Here is a 252-nt window from a genome sequence, read left to right on the forward strand (position 1 = left end):
GGTCTTTCAGGGCTTTATCGAGGGCGTGCCATTGCTTGCCCAGCCGCTTTTCGATGCTCGAGCGCAGGCCTTTGAGCAGCTTCTGGTGCTGGGAGGCGCGGATAAAACGTGGGAAGGCATCAAGGATCAGCAGCAGGTGCGCCAGTTCCGGGCTTTGCGCGACGTGGCGGTAGGCATCGGGTTGCAGGCGCAGGCGTCGGTCGGCAGCGTCGTGATGACCGTGCTGGTGAAGATACGCCGCCAGGACCTCTC

1 protein-coding gene is annotated in these 252 nt (G+C 63.1%); it reads left to right on the top strand.

Translation table 11 applies throughout. The annotated features are described in order from the left end of the window. The coding region (locus tag KZZ04_RS20075) for a hypothetical protein (RefSeq protein ID WP_219424016.1) at nucleotides 1–252 on the top strand (252 nt) is incomplete at both ends.

Source organism: Pseudoalteromonas sp. CR1 (assembly GCF_019392235.1).
Taxonomy (GTDB): domain Bacteria; phylum Pseudomonadota; class Gammaproteobacteria; order Enterobacterales; family Alteromonadaceae; genus Pseudoalteromonas.